This window comes from Arthrobacter sp. CG_A4 (assembly GCF_035985125.1).
In the GTDB taxonomy this organism is placed as follows: Bacteria; Actinomycetota; Actinomycetes; order Actinomycetales; family Micrococcaceae; genus Arthrobacter.
Map to the genome: position 1 here is coordinate 114,102 of NZ_JAXCID010000005.1, position 19,451 is coordinate 133,552.

The 19,451-nt window shown below is 67.7% G+C and carries 19 protein-coding genes; 9 read left to right on the forward strand and 10 right to left on the reverse strand.

Annotated features, from left to right (window positions below; genetic code table 11):
- Window positions 1-168: 168 nt before the first annotated feature.
- Both RCH07_RS03830 and RCH07_RS03835 read left to right on the forward strand, forming a co-directional pair.
- Entirely contained in the window at window positions 169-1,269 is a 1,101-nt protein-coding gene (locus tag RCH07_RS03830) for a glycosyltransferase family 4 protein (RefSeq protein WP_326966144.1), read from the forward strand.
- The gene (locus RCH07_RS03835; protein ID WP_326966145.1) at window positions 1,266-2,111 is read left to right on the forward strand and encodes a class I SAM-dependent methyltransferase; all 846 of its coding nucleotides are present in this window, start codon (window positions 1,266-1,268) and stop codon (window positions 2,109-2,111) included. The genes RCH07_RS03830 and RCH07_RS03835 overlap by 4 nt, the downstream gene beginning before the upstream one ends.
- A gap of 224 nt (window positions 2,112-2,335) precedes the next feature.
- Here the strand turns inward: RCH07_RS03835 and RCH07_RS03840 are convergent, their stop codons facing one another.
- On the reverse strand, window positions 2,336-3,202 hold the full coding sequence (locus tag RCH07_RS03840) for an alpha/beta fold hydrolase (protein ID WP_326966146.1): 867 nt from the start codon (window positions 3,200-3,202) through the stop codon (window positions 2,336-2,338).
- 2 nt (window positions 3,203-3,204) lie between these two features.
- On the reverse strand, window positions 3,205-4,506 hold the full coding sequence (locus tag RCH07_RS03845; RefSeq protein WP_326966147.1) for a CapA family protein: 1,302 nt from the start codon (window positions 4,504-4,506) through the stop codon (window positions 3,205-3,207).
- A gap of 82 nt (window positions 4,507-4,588) precedes the next feature.
- Here RCH07_RS03845 and RCH07_RS03850 point away from each other — a divergent pair, with 82 nt between their 5' ends.
- The gene (locus RCH07_RS03850) at window positions 4,589-6,709 is read left to right on the forward strand and encodes a M3 family metallopeptidase (RefSeq protein ID WP_326966148.1); all 2,121 of its coding nucleotides are present in this window, start codon (window positions 4,589-4,591) and stop codon (window positions 6,707-6,709) included.
- Window positions 6,710-6,788: 79 nt separating this feature from the next.
- Here RCH07_RS03850 and pdxS read toward each other — a convergent pair whose 3' ends face one another.
- The 6 genes from pdxS to RCH07_RS03880 all read right to left on the reverse strand — a co-directional run bounded on the left by pdxS (window position 6,789) and on the right by RCH07_RS03880 (window position 15,122).
- The gene (pdxS, locus tag RCH07_RS03855; RefSeq protein WP_326966149.1) at window positions 6,789-7,715 is read right to left on the reverse strand and encodes a pyridoxal 5'-phosphate synthase lyase subunit PdxS; all 927 of its coding nucleotides are present in this window, start codon (window positions 7,713-7,715) and stop codon (window positions 6,789-6,791) included.
- A gap of 172 nt (window positions 7,716-7,887) precedes the next feature.
- Entirely contained in the window at window positions 7,888-8,526 is a 639-nt protein-coding gene (pgsA, locus tag RCH07_RS03860) for a phosphatidylinositol phosphate synthase (protein WP_326966150.1), read from the reverse strand.
- Entirely contained in the window at window positions 8,516-9,139 is a 624-nt protein-coding gene (locus tag RCH07_RS03865) for an HIT family protein (protein ID WP_326966151.1), read from the reverse strand. The genes pgsA and RCH07_RS03865 overlap by 11 nt, the downstream gene beginning before the upstream one ends.
- A 9-nt stretch (window positions 9,140-9,148) precedes the next feature.
- Complete coding sequence (thrS, locus tag RCH07_RS03870) at window positions 9,149-11,155, reverse strand: threonine--tRNA ligase (RefSeq protein ID WP_326966152.1); 2,007 nt, start codon at window positions 11,153-11,155, stop codon at window positions 9,149-9,151.
- A gap of 107 nt (window positions 11,156-11,262) precedes the next feature.
- Window positions 11,263-14,763, reverse strand: a complete 3,501-nt coding sequence (locus tag RCH07_RS03875) for a DNA polymerase III subunit alpha (protein WP_326966153.1) — start codon at window positions 14,761-14,763, stop codon at window positions 11,263-11,265.
- The gene (locus tag RCH07_RS03880) at window positions 14,760-15,122 is read right to left on the reverse strand and encodes a DUF6504 family protein (RefSeq protein WP_326966154.1); all 363 of its coding nucleotides are present in this window, start codon (window positions 15,120-15,122) and stop codon (window positions 14,760-14,762) included. The genes RCH07_RS03875 and RCH07_RS03880 overlap by 4 nt, the downstream gene beginning before the upstream one ends.
- Window positions 15,123-15,276: 154 nt before the next feature.
- Between RCH07_RS03880 and RCH07_RS03885 the strand changes: the two genes are divergently transcribed.
- The gene (locus tag RCH07_RS03885; RefSeq protein WP_326966155.1) at window positions 15,277-15,663 is read left to right on the forward strand and encodes a hypothetical protein; all 387 of its coding nucleotides are present in this window, start codon (window positions 15,277-15,279) and stop codon (window positions 15,661-15,663) included.
- Window positions 15,664-15,687: 24 nt separating this feature from the next.
- Here the strand turns inward: RCH07_RS03885 and RCH07_RS03890 are convergent, their stop codons facing one another.
- Entirely contained in the window at window positions 15,688-16,008 is a 321-nt protein-coding gene (locus RCH07_RS03890; protein WP_326966156.1) for a chorismate mutase, read from the reverse strand.
- Between the two features lie 154 nt (window positions 16,009-16,162).
- Window positions 16,163-16,420, reverse strand: coding sequence for a metal-sensitive transcriptional regulator (locus tag RCH07_RS03895; RefSeq protein ID WP_326966157.1), 258 nt, complete (start codon window positions 16,418-16,420; stop codon window positions 16,163-16,165).
- Window positions 16,421-16,551: 131 nt separating this feature from the next.
- Here RCH07_RS03895 and RCH07_RS03900 point away from each other — a divergent pair, with 131 nt between their 5' ends.
- The 5 genes from RCH07_RS03900 to RCH07_RS03920 all read left to right on the forward strand — a co-directional run.
- Entirely contained in the window at window positions 16,552-17,199 is a 648-nt protein-coding gene (locus RCH07_RS03900) for a rhodanese-like domain-containing protein (RefSeq protein ID WP_326966158.1), read from the forward strand.
- Window positions 17,196-18,107: a sulfite exporter TauE/SafE family protein gene (locus RCH07_RS03905; protein WP_326966159.1), complete on the forward strand. Its 912-nt coding sequence runs from the start codon at window positions 17,196-17,198 to the stop codon at window positions 18,105-18,107. The genes RCH07_RS03900 and RCH07_RS03905 overlap by 4 nt, the downstream gene beginning before the upstream one ends.
- A gap of 92 nt (window positions 18,108-18,199) precedes the next feature.
- Window positions 18,200-18,496 carry a rhodanese-like domain-containing protein gene (locus tag RCH07_RS03910; RefSeq protein ID WP_326966160.1) on the forward strand — a complete coding sequence of 99 codons (297 nt, stop codon included), beginning with the start codon at window positions 18,200-18,202 and terminating at the stop codon, window positions 18,494-18,496.
- Window positions 18,497-18,555: 59 nt separating this feature from the next.
- Entirely contained in the window at window positions 18,556-18,918 is a 363-nt protein-coding gene (locus RCH07_RS03915) for a thioredoxin family protein (RefSeq protein WP_326966161.1), read from the forward strand.
- Between the two features lie 102 nt (window positions 18,919-19,020).
- Window positions 19,021-19,451: MBL fold metallo-hydrolase (locus RCH07_RS03920; RefSeq protein ID WP_326966162.1), on the forward strand; the 431-nt coding region annotated here is incomplete at its 3' end.

Here is a 19,451-nt window from a genome sequence, read left to right on the forward strand (position 1 = left end):
CCCAGGATTGGGAGTGACGGGCGCGGCGTAGGCACGCTGCTGCTCACACATCACAGCGGGGGCTGCACGCAGCGGCCAAGGCGCTGTGCGAGGTATCCGGGTAGCATGGGTCCCGCGGGCCGCGTCCTGAGGCCTGCCGCTCCTCCTTTGTCCGAAATGGAGTCCGCCATGGTTGCCGATCCGGATACCGAACTGGTTTTCGCCATCCCGGGCGACCTCTCGGCGCCCACCGGCGGATACGCCTACGACCGCAGCCTCCTGGCCTACCTGCCGGGTTCCGGCATCCGGGTACAGCACCTTCAGCTGCCAGGCTCGTGGCCCTCCCCCACCTCAACTGACGTTGAAGAAACCAGGCAGCGGCTCGCATCGCTTCCGGACCGGACCACGGTCATGGTGGACGGACTCGCGTTCGGGGCGTTCCCGGACACGCTGCTCGAGACATTGGGGCAAAGGACCGGCCATCCGCTCGTGGCCCTTGTTCACCATCCGCTGGCACTGGAACCGGGGCTGGCGGAGGACCAACGCCGGCTGCTTGAGGGAACCGAACGCCACGCCCTGGCGCGCGCCGCGCACGTGATTGCCACCAGCGCCTTGACGGCCCGGACCCTGACTCGCGACTACGGCGTCCCGGCCGGGAAGATCACCACCGCCTGTCCCGGGACACGTCCAGCGCGCCGCGCAGAAGGCTCCGGCCGCACGCGCGGGGCGGAACTGCTCTGCGTCGGGTCGGTCTCGCCGCGCAAGGCCTATGGCGTCCTCGCCTCGGCACTTTCCCGGCTGACTGATCTGGACTGGCACGTCACTATCGTTGGCGAGACCGACCGGGTGCCGGGCGAGCACGCCCGCGTGGCCGCCGTCGTCGAGGCCCACGGCCTTGTTGGCAGGGTCACTTTCGCCGGTGTCCTGACGGCAGATAAGCTCGAAGCCGCCTACCAGTCCAGCGACCTCTTCGTCATGCCCTCCCTCTATGAGGGCTACGGCATGGCGTTGGCGGAGGCCATGTCCCACGGCCTGCCGATCGTCTGCACCACCGGCGGGGCCGCTGCCGAGACGGTGCCGCCCGGAGCGGCTATCAAGGTCCCGCCCGGCGACGCGCCCGCGCTCGGCAATGCCATCCGTTTGCTCCTGACCTCTCCGCAACGCCTCGCCGGCCTTGGGGAGCGCTCCTGGGCCGCCGGTCGAACTCTGCCGCCCTGGGCTGACACGGCCGGTCGAGTCGCTGACCTCGTGCGGTCCGTGGCCCGGTCGCTGCCGGAGCACGCGGCATGAGCGGCTTCAGCCCGGAGTGGCTGGACCTGCGCGAACCGGCCGACCACCGGGCCCGGGACTCGGTGCTGGCACAGCAGATGGCTGCCCATTTCGCGGCGCGCGCGCATGTCAGCGTGGTGGATCTGGGCTGCGGTTCCGGGTCCAATCTGCGGGGCACCGCGCAGTTCCTGCCTGACCACCAGTCCTGGCTGCTGGTGGACTACGACGCGCAGCTCTTGACCTGGGCCCGGGAACGCCTGGTCGATTGGGCTGACGACAGCCGGTCCGAGGGCGACCTCCTTCGGCTGCGCAAGGACCACAAGCACATCGACGTCAGCTTCGCCGAGGCTGACCTCACACGCGAGCTCACGCAGGTGTTAACGCCGGCTCCGGATCTAGTCACGGCCGCCGCACTGTTCGACCTGGTTTCTGAGCCCTGGCTGGAGCTATTCACGGCCGTCCTCAGCGCGGCCGGGCTGCCGCTCTACACAGTCCTGAGCTACGACGGCCGGCAGGAATGGCAGCCTGTCCACCCCCAGGACGGGCCTGTGCTCCGCGCGTTCAACAGCCATCAGCAGTGGGACAAAGGCTTCGGCCCGGCCACCGGTCCGCGGGCCTCGGCTGTGCTGGCCGGGCTGCTCGCGGCGCGCGGTTACGCCGTCCACACCGCCACCTCACCCTGGCTGCTCGGACCGGACGACTCGGGCCTCCAGCGCGAACTCGCCACAGGCATCGCCGCCGCCGCGCTGGAGACCAAGGACGTTGCACAGGAGGAAGCCGCCGACTGGCTTGCCGCCCGCCGGGAGCCGGGCCACGCCACGATCGGCCACTCCGACATTTTCGCCACGCCCCAGCCGTACTGAACCCGGCGCTGGCGGATTTCCTGATCGGGACCGCCGTGGAGCGCAAGTACGGCAGCTTCACCCGGTTACATTTATTCCGCCCCGGGACCCCGGACGACTCCTGCACCGTCCTGGCGCGCGAGCACACGGCCCACCGTGCCGCCCGCCTGGCGCGGCCCCATCGGTTCCAGTCGAGGACGGCGTCGGTTCCGGCCGGCAGGGCAGGTGTACCGCCGGCGCCGCCGTCACCCGGCGCCGGCGTTCCGCAGCAGCGCCGCGAATTCCGCGGGCCGGGTCGCCGGCCACCAGTGGCCCGCGTCCACCGGCACCACGGTCAGGTCGTCCACCCAGGTTTCGAGGCCATCCACCAGATCCGGCGACAGGAACGGGTCACGGCGCGGCACCACCACCTGCACCGGCATCGCCACCCGCGCTGCCGCCGGCCACCTCCGGGCGGCGAACATATTGCTCCGGTAGAGGGCCAGCCCGCGGACCGGGTCGTCGCCGACGTCGCGCTTCGCCACCTGACCGTACCGCCGGGTGAGGAACAGCCGCCAGGCGGCCTCGGGCAGCACCGGGAGCAGGAAGGCGCCGATATACCAGCTGCGCAGCAGCTGCCCGGCCAACTGGCGCCAGGCCCGCGGGCTCCGGTACCGGGAGCGAACCCAGCGCGAGAAGTGGCGCAGGTCCGGACCGGAAATGCTGGTGTACCGGCTGATCAGCGCGGCGGCGCGCGGATCCTGCACGGCGGCCCAGCCCTGGATCGATCCCCAGTCGTGGCCCACCAGGTGCACCGCCGAGGCGCCGACGGCGGCCAGGACCGCAAAGACGTCGTCCACCAGCGTGGCCAGGCCGAAGTCCCCCGGGCTGCCGACGATGACGGATGCGCCTGCGTTGCGCGTGTCGTAGGCGACCACGTGGTGTGTCGTCGCGAGCTCCGCGATGGCGGGGAGGAACACCCGGTGGTCATCGGGGTAGCCGTGCACCAGCAGCAGGGTCGGCACACCGGCAGCGGGCTGCCGGCCGTACTCGAAGACGGCCAACCGGGCCCCGCCCACGTCGACATTCCGCCGTCGTTCGGCCAGGGCATCCAGGGGATCAAGGCGCGCCATGGCTACCCCTCCTTCGTGATCAACAGCTCGTGCGCTCCCGCCGACGCGGCGCCCATCGACTCCACCACGGTCTGGGTGCGCTGGCGGGTGGCGGCGTCGGCCGCGGCACCGGCGCAGGGACCCTGCGGGGCGTCGGACGCCACGGAACACCAGCGGTACGGTCCGCGGACAATCACCGACGGCGCCCAGCCCAGGTCCGAGGCGGTCCACTTTCCGGCGGCGTCCTGGCTGAACTGCGCCCGGACCAGCAGGCCCTCGTTGTTCACCACATAGTTCGGCGAAAGTTCGGTGACCCCGTTACCCAGGCCGTAGACAATCCAGGTCCCCTTGTACTGCTCGATCGGGAGCACCGAATGCGTGTGGTGGCCGTAGATCATGGTGAACTGGCCGCTGTCCGCGAGGGCGTGGGCGACGCTCTGCTGCTCGGCGTTGGGCCCGCTCGAATACTCTTCACCGGCGTGCATGGCGCCGAGCACGATGTCCGCGCCCTGGTCCCGGGCCTTCTTCGCCTTGGCGATCATGACGTCAGGGTCAAGCATGTCCACTTGCCAGGCCGCCTCCGGGAGCTGTCCGTTCAGCCCGTACGTCGCATCGATCACCGCGATTTTCGCCGCGGCGGTCTGCAGGATCATCACGCCCTGCGCGTCGGCCTCGGTCCGGTATGAGCCCGTGTGCTGCAGCCCGGCCGCGTCGAGGGCATCCAGGGTGCGGACCAGTCCGGCAGTCCCGCGGTCGATGGTGTGGTTGCTGGCCGTTGTGCAGGCCTGGTAGCCCACCTGCTGGGCCGCGGTAATGATCTGCGGGGGAACGTTGAAGGAGGGATACGCCGAGAACGGTCCGGCCGGTCCGGCCACTGGGGTCTCCTGGTGGCAGATCGCGAGGTCGCTCCGTTCGATATACCTCCGCTGGCCCTCCAGCAGCGGGCCGAAGTCGAGCCCCTTCGCCCCGGTGGCGAGGGCATCGGCACGCGCCTGCTCCCACAGCTGGGCGTGGACCAGCATGTCCCCGGTGACGACGACGGAGGTGCAGCGGACGGCCGGGCAGGCGGGACCCTTGCCCGGCGTCGGCGTCGGGGTCGGCGTCGGGGCGGTCGACGGCGTCGGCGTGCTCGACGGCGGCTGGCCGTTCGACGCCTGCGGCTCCGCCGGCGTCGTTGCTGCCGTGGCGCCGGCGGCAGCTGAAGAAGTCGGGCTGCCGTTGTCCGGCCGGGCGATGACGCCGCAGGATGCTATGGACGCCACGAGCGACGCTGCTGCGGCCACGGCCAACAGCCGGCCGCGAAGAGTTGAGTTGGTATTCCCCATACTGGGCATCCTACGGCGGGCGCCACCACAACACGCTTAGCCGTCCATTGAGAACCGCAGCAATACATGAAAGAGTTATTTCATGACCAACCCCCTACTGAGCCCCAGCAACCTGCCGTTCGGCCTGCCCCCGTTCGCGGACATCGAGGATGTGCACTACGCCGAAGCCGTCGAGGCCGGTCTCGCGGAGCAACTGGCCGAGATCCAGGCAATCGTGGACAACCCGGAACCCGCGAGCTTCGAGAACACCGCACTGGCCATGGAGCAGTCCGGCCAGCTGCTGGGCCGTGCCGCGGCAGCCCTCTACACCCTCGTCTCGGCGGACGCCTCGGACCCGATCATGGAGCTGGAGACCCGCTTGTCCCCGCTGTTGTCGGCGCACCAGGACGCCGTCTACCTCAATCGTGGCCTCTTCGAGCGCTTCGCCGCCCTGGACTCCGCTGCACTCAACGGCGAGGCTGCACTCAACGGCGAGGCTTCACTCAACGGCGAGGCTGCACTCAACGGCGAGGCTTCACTCAACGGCGAGGCTGCACTCAACGGCGGGGCTGTGCTCGACGGCGAGGCGGCGCGGCTGGTGGACGAGTACCTCAAGGAGTTCCGCCAGTCCGGCATCGCACTGGACGGGACCGGCCAGGAGCGGCTCATGGCCGTCAACGCCGAGCTCGCGACGCTGGGCACCGCGTTCGGCCAGCGCGTCAAGGAAGGGATGAAGTCCGCCTCGCTGCTGCTGGACGACTCCGCCGAGCTGGCCGGCCTGCCGGCTGACGACGTCGCCAGCGCCGCGGAAGCCGCCCGCACCGCCGGGCACGCGGGCAAATTCCTGCTCACCCTCATCCAGCCCAGCAACCAGCCGGCCCTGGCCGCCCTGGAAAACCGTGACGTCCGCCGGCGCCTCTACGAGGCCTCCATCGGACGCGGCAGCGGCGGCGGCAGCCTCGACGTGCAGGACCTGGTCATGGACATGGTCAGGCTCCGCGCCGAAAAGGCCCGGCTGCTGGGCTTCGCGAACTTCGCCGAACTCATGGTGGACCGGCAGACCGCCCCCGACTTCGGGGCCGTGCAGACCATGCTGAACACGCTGGCCCCCGCCGCCGTCCGGAACGCCGATGCCGAAGCCGCAGCGCTGGCCGGGATCGCCAGCCACCCGCTCGAAGCCTGGGACTGGGCCTTCTACTCGGCCAGGGTCAAGCGTGAACGCTACGCCGTGGATGAGCAGGCCCTGCGCCCGTACTTCGAGCTGGACCGGGTCCTCAACGACGGCGTTTTCTTCGCCGCCAACGCCCTCTACGGCATCACGTTCCACAAACGCACCGACCTCGAGGGCTACCACCCGGACGTCCGGGTCTGGGAAGTGAGGAACGCGGACGGCACCGGACTGGGTCTGTTCCTGGGCGACTACTACAGGCGCGATTCCAAGCGCGGCGGGGCCTGGATGAACTCCCTCGTCGAGCAGTCCTCGCTCCTCGGTACCCGGCCCGTGGTGATCAACAACCTCAACATCTCCAAGCCGCCCGCCGGCGAACCCACGCTCCTGACCCTGGACGAGCTCCGCACCACGTTCCACGAGTTCGGCCATGCCCTGCACGGCCTGTTCTCCGCCGTCACTTACCCGCGGTTCGCCGGCACATCCGTGCCGCGGGACTTTGTGGAGTACCCCTCGCAGGTGAACGAAATGTGGATCATGTGGCCGGAAGTGCTGTCCAACTACGCTCGGCACTACGCCACCGGCGAGGCGCTGCCGCAGGAAGTGGTGGACAGGCTCGACGCCGCCCGGCTCTGGGGCGAGGGCTTCGGCACCACCGAATATCTGGGCGCCGCCCTGCTGGACCTCGCCTGGCACCTGCTGGACGGCGCCGATGTGCCGGCGGGCACGGTCGAGTTCGAGGCGAAGGCGCTGGCCGCGGCAGGGGTGGCGCACAGCCTGATCCCGCCGCGCTACCGGACGGGCTATTTCCAGCACATCTTCGCCGGCGGGGGGTACGCCGCCGGGTACTACTCCTACATCTGGAGCGAAGTCCTGGACGCCGAGACGGTGGACTGGTTCAAGGACAACGGCGGCCTCACCCGCACCAACGGGGACTTCTTCCGGAGCGAGCTGTTATCCAAGGGCAACAGCCGTGATCCGCTGGAATCCTTCCGGGCCTTCCGCGGACGCGACGCAGAGCTCGGGCCGCTACTTCGGCGCCGCGGCCTCGACTGACCCTCATCGACTGCTCCGTAAACGCCGTTTTGACCCCTGATAAGGGCCGTTACGGAGCAGTCGATGGAGGAAAGACGTTTTACCAGCCGCGCTCGGCGAGACGGTGCGGGGCCGGGATCTCGTCGACGTTGATGCCCACCATGGCCTCGCCCAGGCCGCGGGAGGCCTTGGCGATCTCGTCCGGGTCGTCGAAGAAGGTGGTGGCCTTCACGACGGCGGCGGCCCGCTGGGCCGGGTTGCCGGACTTGAAGATGCCGGAGCCGACGAACACGCCGTCGGCGCCGAGCTGCATCATCATGGCCGCGTCGGCCGGGGTGGCGATGCCGCCGGCGGTGAACAGCACGACGGGGAGCTTGCCGGTGGCGGCCACTTCCCTGACCAGTTCGTACGGGGCCTGCAGTTCCTTGGCGGCGACGTAGAGCTCGTCCTCTGCCATGCCGGCGAGCCTCTTGATCTCCGAGCGGATCTGGCGCATATGGGTGGTGGCGTTGGAGACGTCGCCGGTGCCGGCCTCACCCTTGGACCGGATCATGGCCGCGCCCTCGTTGATCCGGCGCAGGGCCTCACCGAGATTCGTGGCACCGCAGACGAAGGGAATGGTGAAGTTCCATTTGTCGATGTGGTTCGCGTAATCGGCCGGGGTCAGGACCTCGGACTCGTCGATGTAGTCCACGCCGAGAGTCTGGATGACCTGGGCCTCGACGAAGTGGCCGATCCTGACCTTGGCCATGACCGGGATGGACACGGCGGCGATGATCGCCTCGATCATGTCAGGATCGGACATCCGGGAGACGCCGCCCTGGGCGCGGATGTCGGCGGGAACACGCTCCAGCGCCATAACTGCCACGGCACCGGCATCCTCGGCGATGAGGGCCTGCTCGACGTTGACAACGTCCATGATGACGCCGCCCTTGAGCATCTCCGCCATTCCGCGCTTGACGCGGTTGCTGCCCGTGATGCTCTGGGCGGACGCGCCGGCTTCGCTGCTTACATCAGGTGTAGACACAAAAACCCCTATGGGTAGATAGATGACCTCGCCGGGGCGCGGACGGCACACCAGTACAGCTACGCACACCCCGGATTACCGGATCCATTGGCCGGTAGAGCTAATACTAGTACCCCGCCGCGACGCCGCTGAACTCCGGTTACGGCCGTCGGGGCACGCCGGACCCGGGCGCTTAGACGGCCGGTTCGGTGGCGGTACCTTCGGTTTCAGCGAGCCACTGGCGGTGCACGGCAACGATCCGCTGCACCACGGTCACCAGGCTTGCCGCGGCCAGGAGGCACAGTGTCACGAAGAGCACCATCACCGGCAGGCCCAGGCCGGTGAAGCCGGTGACCACCAGCACGGAAACGAGTCGTTCGGCGCGTTCGGCAACGCCCACGTTGGCATGGAAACCCAGCGCCTCGGCCTTGGCCCGGGCGTAGGACACCACCATCCCCAGGACTAGGCAGACGACGGCGGCAATCGCGATGGCGGTATTCGCGCCTCCGGTGAAGAACCAGACCGCGACGCCGGCGAACAGTGCGCCGTCGGCGACCCGGTCCAGGGTGGAGTCCAGGAAGTTCCCCCAGCGTCCGCCGCTCTCCTGCATCCTCGCCATAATGCCGTCGATGACATCGGAGAAGATGAAGGCAGTGATGAACAGCGTGCCCCACCAGAGCTGGCCCAGCGGGTAGAACACCAGGGCGCCCACCACCACGCCGAGCGTGCCCACAATGGTCACGGCGTCCGGGGAGACACCGATCCGCAGCAGCCAGCGGGCCAGCGGGGAGAACAGCGCGGTGAAGAATCCGCGCGCGTGCCTATTCAGCATCCGTCCCCCTGGCTGGTTCTTCCCGGGAAGACGTTTCGCCGGGCCAAGCCTCGGAGACCTGCTGGCGGACCTCGGCCAGGGTCTGGGTGATGGCCTTGGTCTGGGCGATGATCGGGAAAAAGTTGCCGTCCCCACCCCAGCGCGGTACCACATGCTGGTGCAGGTGGCCGGCGATGCCGGCCCCGCCGGTCACGCCCTGGTTCATGCCCAGATTGAAACCGCTTGGATTAGCGACCTTGCGCAGCACACGCATGGCGGTCTGGGTCAGCCCGGCAAATTCCGCCGTTTCCGCCACGGTCAGGTCCGTGTAGTCGGGGATGTGCCGGTACGGGCAGACCAGCAGGTGGCCGGGGTTGTACGGGAACAGGTTCAGCACCACGTAGCAGGTCCGCCCCCGGTACACGATGAGCGAATCCGCATCCTCACGATCGGGCGCGACACAGAACGGGCAGTCGTCCGGGTTCTTGAACTGGTGCTGCCCGCCCTTGATATACGCCATCCGGTGCGGGGTCCACAGGCGCTGGAACGCGTCCGGCACCCCGGCCAGGCCAAAGTCGTCCGTCACGCCGTCGTCGCCCGGATATTCCGGACCGGCCGCCGGTCTCTCCTGCACGCCCGTCCCCTAGCTGGTCCGGTCGCGGACGGCGTCCACGATCCGCTGGACGGCCTCGGCCACTGGCACGCCGTTGTCCTGGCTGCCGTCGCGGAAGCGGAACGACACGGCACCGGCGTCGGCGTCGTCTCCCCCGGCGATCAGCACGAACGGGACCTTGTCCTTGCTGGCCGTGCGGATCTTCTTCGGGAAGCGGTCCGAAGAAATATCGACCTCGGCCCGGATGCCGGCAGCCTTAAGCTGGCCGACGACGTCGAACATGTAGTCGTTGAACGTCTCGGCGACCGGAATGCCGACCACCTGGACGGGGGCGAGCCAGGCCGGGAACGCGCCGGCGTAGTGCTCGGTCAGGACACCCATAAAGCGTTCGATCGAGCCGAACAGCGCACGGTGAATCATGACCGGCCGCTGGCGGGTGCCGTCGGCCGCCTGGTACTCCAGTTCGAAGCGTTCCGGCAGGTTGAAGTCCAGCTGGATCGTGGACATCTGCCAGGTCCGGCCAATCGCATCACGGGCCTGGACGGAGATCTTGGGGCCGTAGAACGCGGCGCCGCCCGGATCCGGGACCAGGTCCAGGCCGGATTCCTCGGCGACCTCGGCCAGGGTCCGGGTGGCCTCCGCCCAGATCTCGTCCGGGCCCACCGACTTTTCCGGGTCCTTGGTGGAGAGCTCCAGGTAGAAGTCGTTCAGGCCGTAGTCCTTGAGCAGGGCGAGGACGAAGTTCAGCGTCTTGGTGAGCTCATCCTTCATCTGATCGCGGGTGCAGTAGATGTGCGCGTCATCCTGGGTCATGCCCCGGACGCGGGTGAGGCCGTGCACCACGCCGGACTTCTCGTAGCGGTAGACGGAACCGAACTCGAACAGCCGCAGCGGCAGCTCCCGGTAGGACCGGCCGCGGGAGCGGAAGATCAGGTTGTGCATGGGGCAGTTCATCGGCTTCAGGTAGTAGTCCTGGCCGGGCTTGCGGACGGTGCCGTCCTCGTTGAGTTCCGCGTCGATATGCATCGGCGGGAACATGCCGTCGCGGTACCAGTCCAGGTGGCCGGAGACCTCGTAGAGGTGGCCTTTGGTGATGTGCGGGGTGTAGACGAAGTCGTAGCCGGCCTCGACATGGCGCTGGCGGGAATAGTCCTCCATCGCCTTGCGGATAATGCCGCCCTTGGGATGGAACACCGGAAGGCCGGAGCCCAGCTCGTCAGGGAAGGAGAACAGGTCCAGTTCCACCCCCAGCTTGCGGTGGTCGCGGCGCTCGGCCTCGGCGATCCGCTCCTGGTAGGCCTTGAGGGCGTCCTTGGTTGGCCAGGCGGTGCCGTAGATGCGCTGCAGTTGCTTGTTCTTTTCGCTGCCGCGCCAGTACGCCGCGGAGGACCGGGTCAGGGCGAAGGCGTTGGAGATCAGCTTGGTGTTGGGCAGGTGCGGGCCGCGGCAGAGGTCACACCAGACGGTGGTGCCCTCCTTGCGCTCGACGTTGTCGTAGATGCTCAGCTCGCCGCCGCCCACCTCGACGGCGGAGCCGTCGGCGTCCGACCCTGCACCCTTGAGGCCGATCAGTTCGAGCTTGTAGGGCTCGTCCTTCATCGCCTCGCGGGCCTCATCTTCGCTGACCACCCGGCGGACGAACTTCTGGTTCTGGTTGATGATCTTCTGCATCATCTTTTCCAGGGTCTTCAAATCTTCCGGGGTGAACGGCTCCTCGACGTCGAAGTCGAAGTAGAAGCCGTCGGTGATGTACGGGCCGATTCCCAGCCTGGCATCGGGGCGCAGTTGCTGCACGGCCTGGGCCATGACGTGGGCTGTGGAGTGGCGCAGGACGTTCAGTCCGTCCGGGGAGTCGATGGTGACGGCCTCGATCGTGGCATCCTCGGGAAGCGGCTGGTCCAGGTCCAGCAGAGCGCCGTTGACGCGGGCCACTACGACGTCGCGGCGCTCAAAGAAGAGGTCCGCGCCGGTGGTCCCGGTAGTCACCTTGGTCTCTTCGCCATCGACGAGAAGGGTGATCTGCTGGGCATCTGACACGGGTGTCTCCTATTCAAGGTTAAGGGCTTCGTAGCTTGTGGCGTACGGGGACCACAGCCAGCCTCGTCCATGCTATCGGTTTCTGCAGAGGCCAACCAACGCGCCGCTCAGCCTCCAAACCCGGTAATGGCGAGGTTTCGCCTGATCCCGTCCAACGCACCGGGCGGCTCCGGTTCCCGCTGCTCCGGGATCCCGGCCGCCGGGACCGGGAACGGCAGGGTGTCTGTGCGGCTCAGGTCCCAGGCCATGCTCGCGCTGATGCTGATGCCGCGGGGACCGGTCCGGCGGGTGGTCCCCCGGATCAGCAGCAGCCGGGTGCCGAACAGCAACTGTCCGGCCAGTTCCTGGGCCTCGTGGAAGAAGACCGAATCCACGCAGCCTGTACCGTCGTCGATGCTGATGAACACCACCCGCCGTCCGCCGCGCATGGGCGGGGTCTGGGTGGCCACCCGGACACCGGCCACCAGGACCTCCGTGCCGTTGCGCAGCCCCAGCAGCTTGTCCGCGGTGGTGACCCCCAGCCTGTCCAGCAGCGGCCCGTGGCTGGACATCAGGTGTTCGCTGACGTCCATGGCCATCAGGTCCAGTTCGGCCCGGACGGTCTCCACCAAAGTCGGCGCGGGCAGCACGGCCTTGAGGTTCTTCAGCTCAATATCCCCCAGCGGCAGGGACAGCTGACCCTCAATGACCTCCAGACCCTTCCGGTGGGGGCGGCTCTGCAGGGTCTGGAGGTGCTGGACCAGATCCGCCCGGTTGGCGGTTCCGCCGGCGGCCCGGTGCAGGGAGTCGAAGGCGCCCAGCTGGGCCAGCCGCTTGATGCTCGGTTTGCTCAGCCGGGAGCGGGCGCGCAGGTCCGCCAGCGAGTCGTAAGGCTGGCCCGCCACCATCCGTTTGAGTTCAGCGCCGGAGAGTCCGAAGATGCCGTTCAGGCTCAGCCGGATGCCCAGCTTCCCGCGCTCCGGGCCGCCGGCGACCGGCTCCACCCGGTACTCGGCCCGGCTCAGGTTGATGTCCAGGGGCAGGATGGGGATCCCCAGCCGCCGCGCCTCTGCCACGAGGAGCCGCTTGGGGTACATCCCCGGATCGTGTTCCCACAGCCCGGCGAGGAACGCCTCCGGGTGATGGGTCTTGAGCCAGGCGGACTGGTACGTGGGCACGGCAAAGGCAGCCCCGTGGGCCTTGCAGAAACCGAAGCTGCCGAAGGCCTTGAGCGTGCCCCAGACTTTATCCACCACCTCGGGGCTGTACTCCCGGGCCCGGGCCTCCTGCCGGAAGAATTCCTCCACCCTGCCTTCCAGCACGTCGTTACCGAGGGCGCGGCGGAACTCATCGGCGCGGGCCAGACCGCAGCCGGTCATAACGTTGAAGGTCTTCAGGATCTGCTCGTGGAACACCGTGACGCCGTGGGTCTCCTCGAGGACCGGCTTGAGGTCCGGGTGCGGATACACCTCGGGGGCGAACCCGTGCCGGTGTTCCAAAAACGGCCGGACCATGTCCGATTTCATCGGCCCCGGGCGGAACAGCGAGATGTCAATAATGAGGTCGTTGAACTCCCGGGGCGCCAGTTTGCCGATCAGTTCGCGCTGGCCGGGTGATTCAATCTGGAAACAGCCCAGGGTGTGGGTGCTGCGGATTAGCTCATAGGTGGGTTCGTCGTCGAGCGGTACGGCGTTAAGATCGATGCGCCCGTCCGCGGAGATGTAGTCCGGTCCGGTGCCGTCCGGTCCTGACGGGTGCGCGCCTGCTGACACCACCTCGGCCTTGGAGGGATGCAACCGGATGACTTCCCTGACGGCGAAGGCCATGGCGCTTTGCATCCGGACGCCCAGGACATCGAGTTTGAGCATGCCCATGGGGTCCATGTCGTGCTTGTCGAACTGGCTCATCGGCAGGCCCAGGCCGCTGGGCTGCACGGGGGTCCGGTCCAGCAGGGTGGCGTCCCCCAGGATGACCCCGCACGGGTGCATGGAGATGTGCCGCGGCAGCCGGTCCAGCCGTTCAGTGAGGTCCACCAGCAGATCCAGCTGCTGGTTTTCGGAGAAACCACGCTGTTCCACCCGGCCGGCGAACTCCTTCAGCTCGGGTTTCTCCACCAGGGCCTCGCGGAAGTTCCGGGCCGAGAACCGCCACAACTGCTTGGCGATGTCCCCGATTTCGCCCTCCTCCATGCCCAGGGCAAGCCCGGCGTCGCGCACCGCACCGCGGGCGCGGTAGCCGTTTTGCATGCTCATCAGCGTGACGCGTTCCGAGCCGAAGCGCTCAAAGATCTTCCGGTAGACGTTGTGCCGTTCGGCGCTTTCGACATCGATGTCGATATCCGGCAGGGTGGCGCGGTCCCGGGAGAGGAAACGTTCGAAGATGAGGTCGTGCTGGAGCGGGTTCACCGCGCTGACCTCAATCAGGTAGTTGACCAGGCTGGAGGCGCCCGAGCCGCGGGCCGCGGCGCGGACGCCCATGGCCAGGATCATCCGCGAGACCTCGGCGACGGTCAGGAAGTACGCGGCAAAGCCCAGGCTGTCGATGATCCGCAACTCGTGCTCCAGCCGGGAGCGGAGTTCCCCGGCGGGCTTCCCGGTGATCCCGGGGAACCGGCGGCCGATTCCGGCCTCGCAGCGCTGGGTGAGCTCCGCCAGGGCATCCCCGGCGATTCCGATCACCGAGGCCTCGGGGACCACCGGCTGTTTCCAGCCCATGTCGCGCACCGGGTCCATCCGGCAGCGGTCCGCGAGCGCCTCGGTCTGGGCCATCAGCCGTTTAAGGTCCGCGGCGCCGTATCCGGCGGTGTGCATGATCTCCTTGCCCAGCTGCAGCATCTGCGCCGCTGACTTGAGCCAGCCCTGTCCGTTGGGCTGGAGCAGCGGGGCAGCGGACAGTTCGGGCAGGGACTTCAGTGTCCGGGCGGAGTCCAGCACGTCCGCGGTGGCCGCACCGTCCTCGGCGACGTACCGCACGGCGTTGCTCAGCACGGCGGGCACGGCGTGCTCCGCGGCCAATTTGAGCATGCGGACCGCGTGGGCCGTGCTCAGCGGCTCCCCGGGCGGGCTGAGCTGCGACACCACCTCGGCGGCGAGGGTCCCCGGCGGCATCGCGTCCAGCCAGCGCTTGAACAGGGTGCGGGGGCGCAGGTAGCGGCGCCCGCCCATGGCGCGTCCGACGTCGGAGTCCGGACCGATCAGCACGGTCAGTACCGGCTGCAGGGTCTCCGGGTGCAGGGTGCGGGAGGCCAGTTCCGCCCGGGTGACGGCCACGGGGACCGCTCCCTGCGCCTTGCCGGTGGTGCGGGCATGGGCATCGGAGATCAGCCGGCAGAGCGCCCGGTACCCGGCGCCGTTGTTGTGTCCGTGGGCCAGGACGACGACGCGTCCGCCCACCTGGGTGCGGAGGTCGCCGTCGTCGTCAAAGACCGCAAGGTCCACCCCGACGATCGGGTCCAGTCCCGCGGCCATGCACGCCTTCAAATGCTTGATGGTTCCGTAGAGGCCGTCACGGTCCGTGCAGGCGAGCGCCGTGGCGCCGTCGGCCGCGGCGGCGCCGGCGAGTTCCTCCGGCCAGGAGACCCCGTAATGGGCGCTGAAAGCGGTGGAGACGTGGAGATGGGTGAAGCTCATGCTGATTCGGACTCCCGGAAGGGACGCAGGGCATCGTGGATCCGCAGCAGCCGCCAGCGCCCGCTGCCAACATGCCGGGTCAGGTCAAGGGTGAGGAAATCCTCCGCGGGTGACCCGGTCGCGGGCGGCCCGGCCTTGGGTAACCCGGCCGGACGCACCTGGACCCGCCAGATCTCGTGATCCACCAGTCCGGGGCCGCTTCCCAGCGGGGCCCTCGGTTCCTCTGCCCACCACTGGCGCCGCTCATACCAGCGGACCGGATCAGCACAGACCGTGTAGCGGCGGCCTGCCCAGTCAAGCCTGAGGGGCGTTCCGGCGGGGGTGCAGACGACGTCGACCGACTCGCTGAACATGCCCATAGTGCCTCCCGGACCACACCATCTGTAAAAAGCAAACAAGTAAACCAAGCAGGTTATTCGAACATATCTTCGAACAACACCAGTCTACGACGGTGCCGGGACAAAACCTAGATCAGGGGTGGACGGACGCAGGCGCAGGTAGCAGGATTGAGCCATGAGCTCCCATAACGCACTTCTCAAGCACGTCAGCATCGCTGCCAAGGACACGTCCCTGGTGGCGAATTTCGATATAGACGGAAATATCCCCGGCCAGGGCGCCTATGTGGTGGGGCTGGTGTCCGCCACTGCGGACCATTCCCACCAGCGCCGGATGGGGATCGAGTTCATGAACGGCGAGGCCGTCTCCTTCTACTGCTTCAGCCACGACGGAACGGAGGAGAACTTCGACCTCAAGGGAGTGGAGCACTCCGGCAACACCATTACCGGCAACTTTCCCCTGAGCACGGTGCTTGGCCTCCCCAAGGGACACCTCATGACGGCCTTCAGCGACTGTGATGGCCGGGACTACCAGGCAAACGTGCCGGTGGATGAAGCCCTCTGACTCCTGCGCGGACCTGTTCCAGCCTTAGGAGCTGGCTTTGTAGACTCCCAGCTCGAGGGTGATGAACGCATCGATCATGGCCCGGTAGGTCTTCTCGACGAGGTCGACGTCGATGTCCTTCTGCTCCGCGGTGGCGCGGACGTGTTCGATCACCCGCTCCACGCGGCCGGGGGCCCGCACCTCGGCGCTATCCGCCTTGAGGGTTCCGGCGATCCGGATCAGGCGCTCGCGGCGGCCGATCAGCGACACGATCTGTTCGTCCACCTCGTCAACGGCGACCCGCACGGCGGCGAGCTGTTCCCGGTCGGCCTTGGCGGACTTGTCTTCTGCGTGATTTGTGGACATGTGCACGACAGTATCGAACCATGCCGCCACGAGTCGACTTAATGTCACTGGCTTAATGTCACTGGCTGGGCCGCAACCTGGGCAGCGCAGCGACCTGCGGCACAAATGCCAGGCCATAGGCCATGGCGTCCAGGACGCTGGCCGCGTTGACGTCCTAGGCGAGCGAGAGGAAGAGCTTTTCCAGGTCCTTCGTACTCATACCTGAGTCCTTCCGGACAATGCACTGCTCAAGCCCGCTCGCAATTATCGCGAATCCTGCCCGATCGAGCGCTTTCGAGACGGCGGCCAACTGCGTGACGGTGTCCTTGCAGTCGCCGCCCTCCTCGAGCATCCGGATTACGGCTCCCAGCTGCCCCTGAGCGCGCCTAAGCCGGTTGATGGCGGGGGCGAGTTCTGCTGAATCAAGTTCCATGGACGGCTCCAAAGCTAGGTGGTTCTACGCCAAGCGTATACCCCTATGGGTATTTTTGACTACCCCTGGGGGTATCTGTAATACTCGGTGAGGTATTCAGCTCTCGCGTGACTTGTCTCGAAAGGACACCCATGACATCCCTTTCCGCTTCGGCCGCCCCGGCTTCTCCCGCCGGACCCGCAGTCACCTCCCTGGCTCCCGAAACGCTGCGCAGCTGGTTCCAGGAACACCAGGATCTCATCGTTCTTGATGTCCGCTCCGCCGCCGAGTTTGACAACATGCACATCCGCGGCTCCTATAACGTCCCGCTTCCGCTGCTCTCTGAGCACGCTGACGAACTGGCCGCCCGCCTGGGTAGCCGCGTCGTGCTCGTCTGCCAGTCGGGAGCGCGTGCCGAGCAGGCACGGCAGCGCCTGGGAGGTGCGGGTATCGGCACCGCCTATGTCCTGACAGGAGGCGCCCCCGGGTTCGCCGAGGCAGGCGGAGACGTGATCCGCGGCAAGGCCCGCTGGGACCTCGAACGCCAGGTCAGGCTCGCCGCCGGCTCCCTCGTGGTTCTGGGCCTCGCCGGAGGTAAGTTCGTCTCTCCCAAGATCCGGCTCCTCGCCGGCGCCATCGGTGCGGGCCTGACCTTCTCGGCCGCTACCAACACCTGTGCCATGGGCCAGGCAATCTCGGCCATGCCCTGGAACAAGGCCGCCCGGGAGCCGACCCGCGAGTCCGCCATCCTGCAGTTTCCCGTCGCGGATACCGCGGGCCCGGCGGCGAAGGCCTCATGACCGGCACCCTGATCCTCGTTCTCGCCCTGTCGGTACTCATCGGACTGTCGCTCGGCGTGCTCGGCGGCGGCGGATCCATTCTGACCGTGCCGATCCTGGTCTATGTGGCCGGATTCGACGCCAAGGAAGCCATCGCCGCGTCCCTGTTCGTTGTTGGCGTGACCTCTGCCGTCAGCGTCTTCAGCCACGCGCGCGCCGGACGCGTCATGTGGCGCACCGGGCTGCTGTTCGGCGCCGCCGGCATGGCCGGCGCATTCGTGGGCGGCCTGCTGGGCGGGCATATCCCCGGCCAAATCCTTCTCATCGCATTTGCCCTGATGATGGTTGCCACCTCCATCGCCATGATTCGCGGGCGGAAGAAAAAGGCCGACGCGGGCACCGGGACTCCCCAGCACACCGAACTGCCGCTGTTCCGCGTTTTGCTGGACGGCCTCGTCGTTGGCCTGGTGACCGGCCTGGTCGGCGCCGGCGGCGGATTCCTTGTCGTCCCGGCCCTGGCGTTGCTCGGCGGCCTGCCGATGGCAATCGCCGTCGGAACGTCGCTGGTAGTGATCGCCATGAAGTCCTTCGCCGGCCTGGCCGGTTACCTCACCACTGTGGAGCTGGACTGGGGCATCACGCTGGCCGTTACCGCGGCCGCCATCGTGGGCAGCCTGATCGGGTCCAGGCTCGCAGGTCGAATTCCCGAGGCGGCACTGCGCAAGGGCTTCGGCTGGTTCGTGCTGGCCATGGGCACCTTCGTCCTCATCCAGCAGGCCCCGGTGGATCTGCGCGGACCTATTGCCCTGGGCGTCGCCGGAGCCACGCTCGTCGCGGCCGCAGCCTGCTGGTTCTTCAGTAAATCCTGCCCGCTGCGCAAGTCCAACCGCACCACCCGCCACCGCGACACCCAGCCCACGCCGGTCTAAATTGACCCGGGGCGTCCCGGCCACCGCACCATGTCTGCTCGGGCCGGTCCGCTGGCCTCACCGCCGCGATCCCTGAAACGAAAGGCACCACCATGGCAGAAATCAGCATCACCGAAGCGGACCAGCGCCGGAACCGGGCGCAGGTCCTGGACGTCCGCGAGGACTCCGAAATCGCCGAAGGAATGATCCCCGGCGCAGTCCACATCCCCATGGGCGAGCTGCAGGCCCGCCTGTCCGAGCTTGACGCCAAGGTCCCCGTGATCGCCATCTGCCGCAGCGGCAACCGCAGCGCCCGTGTGGCGGATGCCCTCAACGCCGCCGGCTTCACGGCAGACACCATGGACGGCGGCATGATCGCGTGGACCCGCGCGGGCCTGCCGACCACCTGACCCACCCTGAGCGGCAGTCCGCCAGTACACCCAACACCCGGAAGAACGGAAAGTTAGACATGGCAACCATCGATATCACCGAAAAGACCCTGGCCGAAACGCTGGAAACCAATGACATCGTCTTTGTCGACTTCTGGGCAGGCTGGTGCGGCCCCTGCCGCATGTTCGCCCCCACCTATGAAGCGGCCTCACTGAAGCATCCGGACGTGATCTTCGCCAAGGTGGACACCGAGGCCGAACAGGCTCTGGCGGTTGCCGCAGGAATCACCTCGATCCCCACGCTGATGGCTTTCCGCGACAAGACGCTGGTCTTCTCGCAGCCCGGGGCGCTCAACGCCGCGGGCCTCGAGCAGGTCATTGAGGGCGTCAAGAGCATGGATATGGCGAGCGTCCGGGCGGCGGCAGCACAGCCGCGGGCTTGACCGGAAACACCAGTTATAGACACCTTGCAGGATACCCCCTGGGGTATTATTGTTGGTAGTAGTCGACGGGGCAGTCCCCCACCGCCTGACGAAGGAGAGCACATGCTTCTGGAACGCATTTACGACGAAGATCTGGCCCAGGCCAGCTACCTGATCGGCTGCCAGGCCAAGGGTGTAGCGGTGGTTGTTGACCCCCGCCGCGACATCGCCGTGTACCAGGGCCTGGCCGAGAAGAACGGCATGAAGATTGTGGCCGTCACCGAGACCCACATCCACGCGGACTTCCTCTCCGGGACCCGTGAACTCGCCGCCGCGACCGGCGCCGCCGTCTACGTCTCCGGCGAGGGCGGGCCGGACTGGCAATACGCGTTCGACGGCGAGCGGCTGTTCGACGGCGAGAAGATCACCCTCGGCAACATCAGCATCCAGGCCCTCCACACCCCGGGGCACACCCCCGAGCACCTCTCCTTCCTGATCACCGACGGCGCCTTTGCCGATACCCCCGGCTATCTGCTCTCCGGTGACTTCGTCTT

What these genes read in the sequence shown, in the direction of transcription:
- RCH07_RS03830 (WP_326966144.1), top strand. Translation starts at nt 169, where the DNA reads ATGGTTGCCGATCCGGATACCGAACTGGTTTTCGCCATCCCGGGCGAC.
- RCH07_RS03835 (WP_326966145.1), top strand. Translation starts at nt 1,266, where the DNA reads ATGAGCGGCTTCAGCCCGGAGTGGCTGGACCTGCGCGAACCGGCCGAC.
- RCH07_RS03840 (WP_326966146.1), bottom strand. Translation starts at nt 3,202, where the DNA reads ATGGCGCGCCTTGATCCCCTGGATGCCCTGGCCGAACGACGGCGGAAT.
- RCH07_RS03845 (WP_326966147.1), bottom strand. Translation starts at nt 4,506, where the DNA reads ATGGGGAATACCAACTCAACTCTTCGCGGCCGGCTGTTGGCCGTGGCC.
- RCH07_RS03850 (WP_326966148.1), top strand. Translation starts at nt 4,589, where the DNA reads ATGACCAACCCCCTACTGAGCCCCAGCAACCTGCCGTTCGGCCTGCCC.
- pgsA (WP_326966150.1), bottom strand. Translation starts at nt 8,526, where the DNA reads ATGCTGAATAGGCACGCGCGCGGATTCTTCACCGCGCTGTTCTCCCCG.
- RCH07_RS03875 (WP_326966153.1), bottom strand. Translation starts at nt 14,763, where the DNA reads ATGAGCTTCACCCATCTCCACGTCTCCACCGCTTTCAGCGCCCATTAC.
- RCH07_RS03880 (WP_326966154.1), bottom strand. Translation starts at nt 15,122, where the DNA reads ATGGGCATGTTCAGCGAGTCGGTCGACGTCGTCTGCACCCCCGCCGGA.
- RCH07_RS03885 (WP_326966155.1), top strand. Translation starts at nt 15,277, where the DNA reads ATGAGCTCCCATAACGCACTTCTCAAGCACGTCAGCATCGCTGCCAAG.
- RCH07_RS03890 (WP_326966156.1), bottom strand. Translation starts at nt 16,008, where the DNA reads ATGTCCACAAATCACGCAGAAGACAAGTCCGCCAAGGCCGACCGGGAA.
- RCH07_RS03895 (WP_326966157.1), bottom strand. Translation starts at nt 16,420, where the DNA reads ATGGAACTTGATTCAGCAGAACTCGCCCCCGCCATCAACCGGCTTAGG.
- RCH07_RS03900 (WP_326966158.1), top strand. Translation starts at nt 16,552, where the DNA reads ATGACATCCCTTTCCGCTTCGGCCGCCCCGGCTTCTCCCGCCGGACCC.
- RCH07_RS03905 (WP_326966159.1), top strand. Translation starts at nt 17,196, where the DNA reads ATGACCGGCACCCTGATCCTCGTTCTCGCCCTGTCGGTACTCATCGGA.
- RCH07_RS03910 (WP_326966160.1), top strand. Translation starts at nt 18,200, where the DNA reads ATGGCAGAAATCAGCATCACCGAAGCGGACCAGCGCCGGAACCGGGCG.
- RCH07_RS03915 (WP_326966161.1), top strand. Translation starts at nt 18,556, where the DNA reads ATGGCAACCATCGATATCACCGAAAAGACCCTGGCCGAAACGCTGGAA.